General features: G+C 72.9%; 7 protein-coding genes. All 7 read left to right on the plus strand.

The window, feature by feature from the left end; all coding sequences use genetic code 11:
- The coding region (locus VI078_00370; GenBank protein ID HEY5997741.1) for an electron transfer flavoprotein subunit alpha/FixB family protein at positions 1–849 on the plus strand (849 nt) is incomplete at its 5' end.
- A complete protein-coding gene (gene fabD, locus VI078_00375; protein HEY5997742.1) occupies positions 846–1,790 on the plus strand; it encodes an ACP S-malonyltransferase in 945 nt (314 codons plus the stop codon). The genes VI078_00370 and fabD, both read left to right, overlap by 4 nt.
- A gap of 6 nt (positions 1,791–1,796) precedes the next feature.
- A complete protein-coding gene (gene fabG / locus VI078_00380; GenBank protein ID HEY5997743.1) occupies positions 1,797–2,540 on the plus strand; it encodes a 3-oxoacyl-[acyl-carrier-protein] reductase in 744 nt (247 codons plus the stop codon).
- Positions 2,541–2,634: 94 nt separating this feature from the next.
- Positions 2,635–2,874: an acyl carrier protein gene (gene acpP, locus VI078_00385; GenBank protein HEY5997744.1), complete on the plus strand. Its 240-nt coding sequence runs from the start codon at positions 2,635–2,637 to the stop codon at positions 2,872–2,874.
- A gap of 82 nt (positions 2,875–2,956) precedes the next feature.
- Positions 2,957–4,222, plus strand: coding sequence for a beta-ketoacyl-ACP synthase II (gene fabF / locus VI078_00390; protein ID HEY5997745.1), 1,266 nt, complete (start codon positions 2,957–2,959; stop codon positions 4,220–4,222).
- A 7-nt stretch (positions 4,223–4,229) separates the two neighbouring features.
- Entirely contained in the window at positions 4,230–4,946 is a 717-nt protein-coding gene (gene rnc / locus VI078_00395) for a ribonuclease III (GenBank protein ID HEY5997746.1), read from the plus strand.
- On the plus strand, positions 4,943–6,401 hold a 1,459-nt coding region (gene der / locus VI078_00400), incomplete at its 3' end, for a ribosome biogenesis GTPase Der (protein HEY5997747.1). The genes rnc and der, both read left to right, overlap by 4 nt.

The raw sequence follows: 6,401 nt of genomic DNA on the forward strand, positions 1-6,401 counted from the left end.
GCGCGCGAGCTGGTGGCGCTCGGCGCCGACCGCGTGCTCGGGGCCGAGCACCCGTCGCTGGAGCAGTTCCACGACGACGCCTACGTCGAGGCCTGCCTGGCGCTCATGGGTGCGGAGCGGCCGGAGATCATGCTCTGCGGCGGCACGGTCCTCGGCCGCGCGTTCTTCCCGCGCGTCGCCGCCCGCCTCGGCACCGGCCTGACCGCCGACTGCACGTCGCTCGAGATCGACGCGGGCAGCGGGGTCCTGCTGCAGACGCGTCCGGCCTACGGCGGCAACCTCTTCGCGACGATCGCCTGCCCCGAGCACCGGCCGCAGATGGCGACCGTGCGCCCGAAGGTCTTTCCCGCCGGCGTCGCCGATCCGGCGCGCACCGGCGAGATCGTCATCCGCCGCGACTGGGCGGAGGCGCTGCACACGCGCACGCGGGTCCTCGAGATCCTCGAGGAGGCCGTGCAGACCATCAGCATCGCGGACGCCGACGTGGTCGTCGCCGGCGGCCGGGGCATGGGCTCGGCGGAGAACTTCGCGCTGCTCGAGGAGCTGGCACGCCTGCTCGGCGGGGCGGTCGCGGCGAGCCGCGCCCCCGTCGACGCCGGCTGGGTGCCGTACGCGCGCCAGGTCGGCCAGACCGGCAAGACGGTCTGCCCGAAGCTCTACATCGCCTGCGGCATCTCCGGACAGGTGCAGCACCTCGTCGGCATGCAGTCCGCCGACGTCATCGTCGCGATCAACAAGGACCCGCAGGCGCCGATCTTCTCCGTGGCCACCTACGGGATCGTCGGGGACGCGCTGGAGGTCGTGCCGCTGCTCATCCGGGCCCTCGGCGGCCGGGGGGGCGCGGCGTGAAGACGGCGTTCCTCTTCCCGGGCCAGGGGTCGCAGTATGTCGGCATGGGCCGCGACCTCCACGCTTCGTACCCGGAGGTGCGCGAGCTCTTCCAGGAGGCCGACCGCGTCCTCGGGTTCGAAATCTCGCACCTGGCCTTTCACGGGCCGGGCGAGAAGCTGATGCTCACCGAGTACGCCCAGCCGGCGATCCTGCTGGTCAGCGTCGCGCTCGAGCGGCTCCTGCGCGCCGGGGGCGTGACGCCGGACTTCGTCGCCGGCCACAGCCTCGGCGAGTACTCGGCGCTGGTGTCGGCCGGGAGCCTCGCCTTCACCGACGCGATCCGCCTCGTGCGCCGGCGCGGCGTGCTCATGGAGGAGGCGGTCCCCGCGGGCCAGGGGACGATGGCCGCGGTGCTCGGGCTGGAGCTGGCGGCGGTCGAGGCCGTCTGCCGCGAGGCGGCCGCCGCCTCCCGCGCGGTCGTCGAGGTCGCCAACATCAACTCCCCGGGGCAGATCGTGATCTCGGGGAACAAGGAGGCGGTGCTGGCCGCGCTCGAGCTGTTCCGCAAGGCGGGGGCGCGGCGCGTCGTGCCGCTCGCCGTGAGCGGCCCCTTCCACTCCCAGCTCATGCAGCCGGTGGCCGAGGTCTTCGAGCGCCACCTGCACCAGGCGGTCTTCGCCGACCCGAAGGTCCCCGTGGTGACCAACGTCGGGGCGCGGCTCGTGCGCAAGAAGGAGGAGCTCGAGCACCTGCTCGCCCGGCAGATCTACTCGCGGGTGGAGTGGGAGCAGTCGATGCGCCGGCTCCTGGCCCTCGGCGTGGAGCGCTTCATCGAGGTCGGCCCGGGGCGGGTGCTCTGCGGACTCATGAAAAAGATTGACAACAAAGCGGTTTGCCATTATGTGGAGGATGCTCCGTCCCTGGAGAAGTTCTTCGGGCGGACGGCGGAGGGGGTCTAGAAACGCATGGAAGGCACCGGGTCGAAGGTCGCTCTCGTGACCGGTGGCGCGCAGGGGATCGGGCGCGCCATCGCGATGGCGCTTGCCCGCGCGGGCGCCGACGTCGCCGTCTGCGACCTCAATCCCGAGGGCGTTGCGGCCGCCCGCGCCGAGCTGGAGGCCACGGGCCGCCGCGCCTGGGGCTTCACGGGCGACGTCTCCTCGCTGGCCTTCGCGCAGGAGGCCGTCGAGAAGACGGTCGCGGCAGCGGGGGCGCTGCACGTGCTCGTGAACAACGCCGGCATCACCCGCGACGGGCTGCTGATGCGGATGAAGCCCGAGGACTGGGACGCCGTGCTGCGCGTCAACCTCACGGGCGCGTTCAACTTCTGCAAGGCCGCGGTGCCCGGCATGATCAAGCAGCGCTGGGGCCGCATCGTCAACATCTCCTCGGTCGTGGGCGCGATGGGCAACGCGGGGCAGGTGAACTACGCCGCCTCCAAGGCCGGGCTGCTCGGCCTGACCAAGTCGCTCGCGCGCGAGGTGGCCTCGCGGGGGGTGACCGTGAACGCGGTCGCGCCGGGCTTCATCGACACGGCGATGACGCAGGCCATCCCGGAGAAGGCGCGCGAGGCGCTCCTCGCGCAGATCCCGGCGGGCAGGCTGGGCCAGGCCGCGGACGTCGCGGCGGCGGTCCGCTTCCTCGCGGGCGAGGAGGCCGGGTACATCACCGGCCAGGTCATCCACGTCAACGGGGGCATGTACACGTAAGGCGGCGGCCGACGGGTTGGTCGCACAGGCCGCCGGAAGAGCACGGGCGGCAGCGCAACGACAACCAAACACAACCACCAGGAGGGAAGGCGCAATGTCCGTTGAAGAACGGGTGAAGAAGATCATCGTCGAGCAGCTCGGCGCGAACGCCGACGAAGTCACCGCGGAGTCGGCCTTCGTCGACGACCTGGGCGCTGACTCCCTGGACACCGTCGAGCTGGTGATGGCCTTCGAGGAGGAGTTCGACCTCGAGATCCCCGACGAGGACGCGGAGAAGATCGCGACGGTCGGCGACGCCATCCGCTACATCGAGGAGCACGCGGCCAAGAAGTAGGCGGGTCTTACAGGCTGCGACGCCCGCGGCGCGCGTCACAGGAGCGCAGCCGCGGGTGCGTCTTTTTCAGGGGAGGTTCGCGGTGGGGGAGCAGGCACGCACGGGGGCGCTGCGGCGCGTGGTGGTCACGGGGGTCGGCGCCGTCTCGCCGCTGGGCGTGGGGGTCGAGGCGCTCTGGGAGGGGCTCTGCGCGGGCCGCTCCGGCATCGGGCGCATCACCCAGTTCGACACGACCGGCTACGAGACCACGATCGCCGGCGAGGTCCGCGGCTTCGACCCGGAGCGCTACCTCGAGAAGAAGGAGGCGCGCAAGGCCGACCGCTTCGTGCAGTTCGCCGTGGCGGCCAGCCGGATGGCGCTCGAGGACTCGGGGATCGCGCTCACCCCGGCGCTCGCCGACGAGTTCGGCTGCGTCATCGGCGCCGGCATCGGCGGGATGAGCACGATCGAGGAGTTCCACACGACCCTGATGACCAAGGGGCCGAAGCGGGTCTCCCCCTTCTCGATCCCGAAGATCATCATCAACATCGCGCCGGGGTACGTGGCCATGGTCCTCGGGCTCAAGGGCCCGAACGAGAGCGTCGTGACCGCGTGCGCCACGGGCAACAACTGCATCGGCTCGGCCGCCCGCTGGATCCAGATGGGGCACGCGCGGGCGATGCTCGCCGGCGGCAGCGAGGCGACGGTCACGCCGATGGGCATCAGCGGCTTCAACGCGCTCAAGGCGCTCTCGACGCGCAACGCCGAGCCCGAGCGGGCCTCGCGCCCCTTCGACGCCGAGCGCGACGGCTTCGTGATGGGCGAGGGCGCGGGCATCGTCGCGCTCGAGGAGCTGGAGCACGCGCTGGCGCGCGGCGCGCGCATCTACGCCGAATTCGGCGGCTACGGCGCGACCGCCGACGCCTACCACCTGACCGCACCCTCGCCCGACGGCGACGGCGCGGTGCGCTGCATGCGCATGGCGATCCGGGACGCGGGCCTGACGCCGGCGCAGATCGGCTACATCAACGCGCACGGCACCTCCACCAAGATCAACGACGCCATCGAGACGAAGGCGATCAAGACCGTCTTCGGCGAGGCGGCCGCGCGCGTCCCGGTCAGCTCGACCAAGTCGATGACCGGCCACCTGCTCGGAGCGGCCGGGGGGGTCGAGTCGATCGTCGCGGCGCTGACCATCGCCCGCGGCGTGATCCCGCCGACGGCGAACCTCGAGCACCCGGACCCGGAGTGCGACCTCGACTACGTGCCGAACGTCGCGCGGCGTGCCGATGTCGACGCGGTGCTCTCGAACACCTTTGGATTTGGCGGCGCCAACGCCTGCCTCGTCTTCAAGCGTTACGTCGCCTGATCCGCCGGTGAAGACCGCTGCGCCTCGCTCCGGCGTGGAGGTGTCGCTGGAGGAGCGGATCGGGCACGTCTTCCGCAAGCCCGAGCTGCTCGCGGCGGCGCTGACCCACCGCTCCGCGGCGGTCGAGCAGGCCGGCGACGGCGCGGAGGACAACGAGCGCCTGGAGTTCCTCGGGGACGCCGTGCTCGGGCTCGCGGCTGCGCGACACCTCGCCGAGGTGCATCCGAAGGCGCGCGAGGGGGAGCTCTCGCGGCTGCGCGCTGCCCTCGTGGGCGAGACGGCGCTCGCGGCAGCGGCGCGGGAGCTGGGCCTTGGCGGGAGCTTGCGGTTCGGGCGGGGCGAGGAGCGCTCCGGCGGGCGCGAGAAGGCCTCGATCCTCGCCGGCGCGCTCGAGGCGCTCCTCGGCGCCGTCTTCCTCGACGCGGGCTGGCGCGCCGCCTACCGCCTGGCGCGCTCTCTCTTCAGCGGTCCCGCGGCGGCGGCCCTGGCGGCGGGCGGGGTCGACGCGAAGACCAGGCTGCAGGAGCTCTGCCAGCGGCGCTGGCGGGAGACTCCGGCATACGCGGTCATGGAACGCAGCGGGCCCGCCCACCGGCCGCGCTTCACGGTGGAGGCGCGGCTCGGCGCGCGCGCCCTCGGGCGCGGCGAGGGCGGCAGCCTCAAGAGCGCCGAGCAGGCCGCGGCCGCGGAGGCGCTGACGACACTGGAGAGGGAGGTACCATGAGCGGCACGGGAAGCGGCGCGGGCACGGGCGGGCGCCTGCCCGTCGTGGCGATCGTGGGACGCCCGAACGTCGGCAAGTCCACGCTCTTCAACCGCCTGGTCGGACGGCGGCAGGCGATCGTCGACAACCAGCCGGGCGTGACCCGCGACCGGCAGTACGCGGTCGCCGAGTGGGACGGCGTGCCGTTCACGGTGGTCGACACCGGCGGCTTCGACCTGTTCGCCTCGGACACGATGGCCGCCAAGGTCCGCGACCAGGCGGCGGCGGCGCTCGCCGGGGCCGACGTCGCGCTCTTCGTCGCCGACGCGGTGGAGGGGCTCACGCCGCTGGACGAAGAGCTGGCGCGCACGGTGCTCGCGCGCTTCCCCGGCCGGGTCCTCGTCCTTGCCAACAAGGTCGACCACCCCGGGCGCGAGCCGCTGGCGCTGGACCTCTACCGCCTCGGCGTCGAGAAGGTCTACCCCGTCTCTGCCGAGCACGCGATCGGCCTCGACGCGGTGATGGCGGAGGTCCTCAGGGCGTTCCCGGCCGCCGCGGCGCGGCCGGGGGACGGGGCCACGGATGCCGTCCGGGTGGCGCTCGTGGGGCGGCCGAACGTCGGCAAGTCCTCGCTCGTCAACGCCCTGCTCGGGGAGGAGCGCGTGGTCGTCGACGCGACGCCCGGGACGACGCGCGACGCGGTCGACACGCCGTTCGCCCGCGGGGCCGAGCGCTGGGTGCTCGTCGACACCGCGGGCATCCGCCGCCGCGGGCGGGTCCAGGCCGAAGTGGAGAAGTACAGCGTGCTGCGCTCGAGCCGCGCGATCGAGCGCGCCGACGTCTGCGTGCTGGTCCTCGACGCGCAGGAGCTGGTCACCGACCAGGACGCGCACATCGCGGGCGCCGTCGTGGAGGCGAAGAAGGCCTGCGTCGTCGTGGTGAACAAGTGGGACCTCGTGGACATTGGGCCGAAGGCGGGGGACGAGTACCGGCGCGAGATCGCGCTGCGGCTCAAGCACCTGGCGTGGGCGCCGGTGCTGCTGGTCTCGGCGAAGAGCGGGCGCAACGTCGGCCGGATCCTGGACGCCGCGGCCGCGGCGCACCGCGCGTACTCGCTGCGGGTGCCGACGCCGGAGCTCAACGCCTTCTTCCGGCGGGCCGTGCGCGACTACAAGCCGCCGACGCTCAAGGGGCGCAAGATCTCGCTCGGCTACATCACGCAGGAGGGGACGCGCCCGCCGGCGTTCGCCGTGCTCGTCAACGAGGCCTCGCGCGTGCACTTCACCTACCGGCGCTACCTCGAGAACCGGCTGCGCGAGGAGTTCGATCTCGGCGGCACCTCGGTCGTGCTGCGCTTCCGCAGCAAGGTGGGCAGCGCGGCGGCCGAGCGCGCGAAGACCCGGCCCGACCGGCGCGGGACGCTGGACCGCAAGTTCAGCGGAGCGAAGCCCGAGCGCCGCTACGCGAAGCCGCGTC

The sequence above is a fragment of the bacterium genome, from assembly GCA_036524115.1.
GTDB lineage: Bacteria > JAUVQV01 > JAUVQV01 > JAUVQV01 > DATDCY01 > DATDCY01.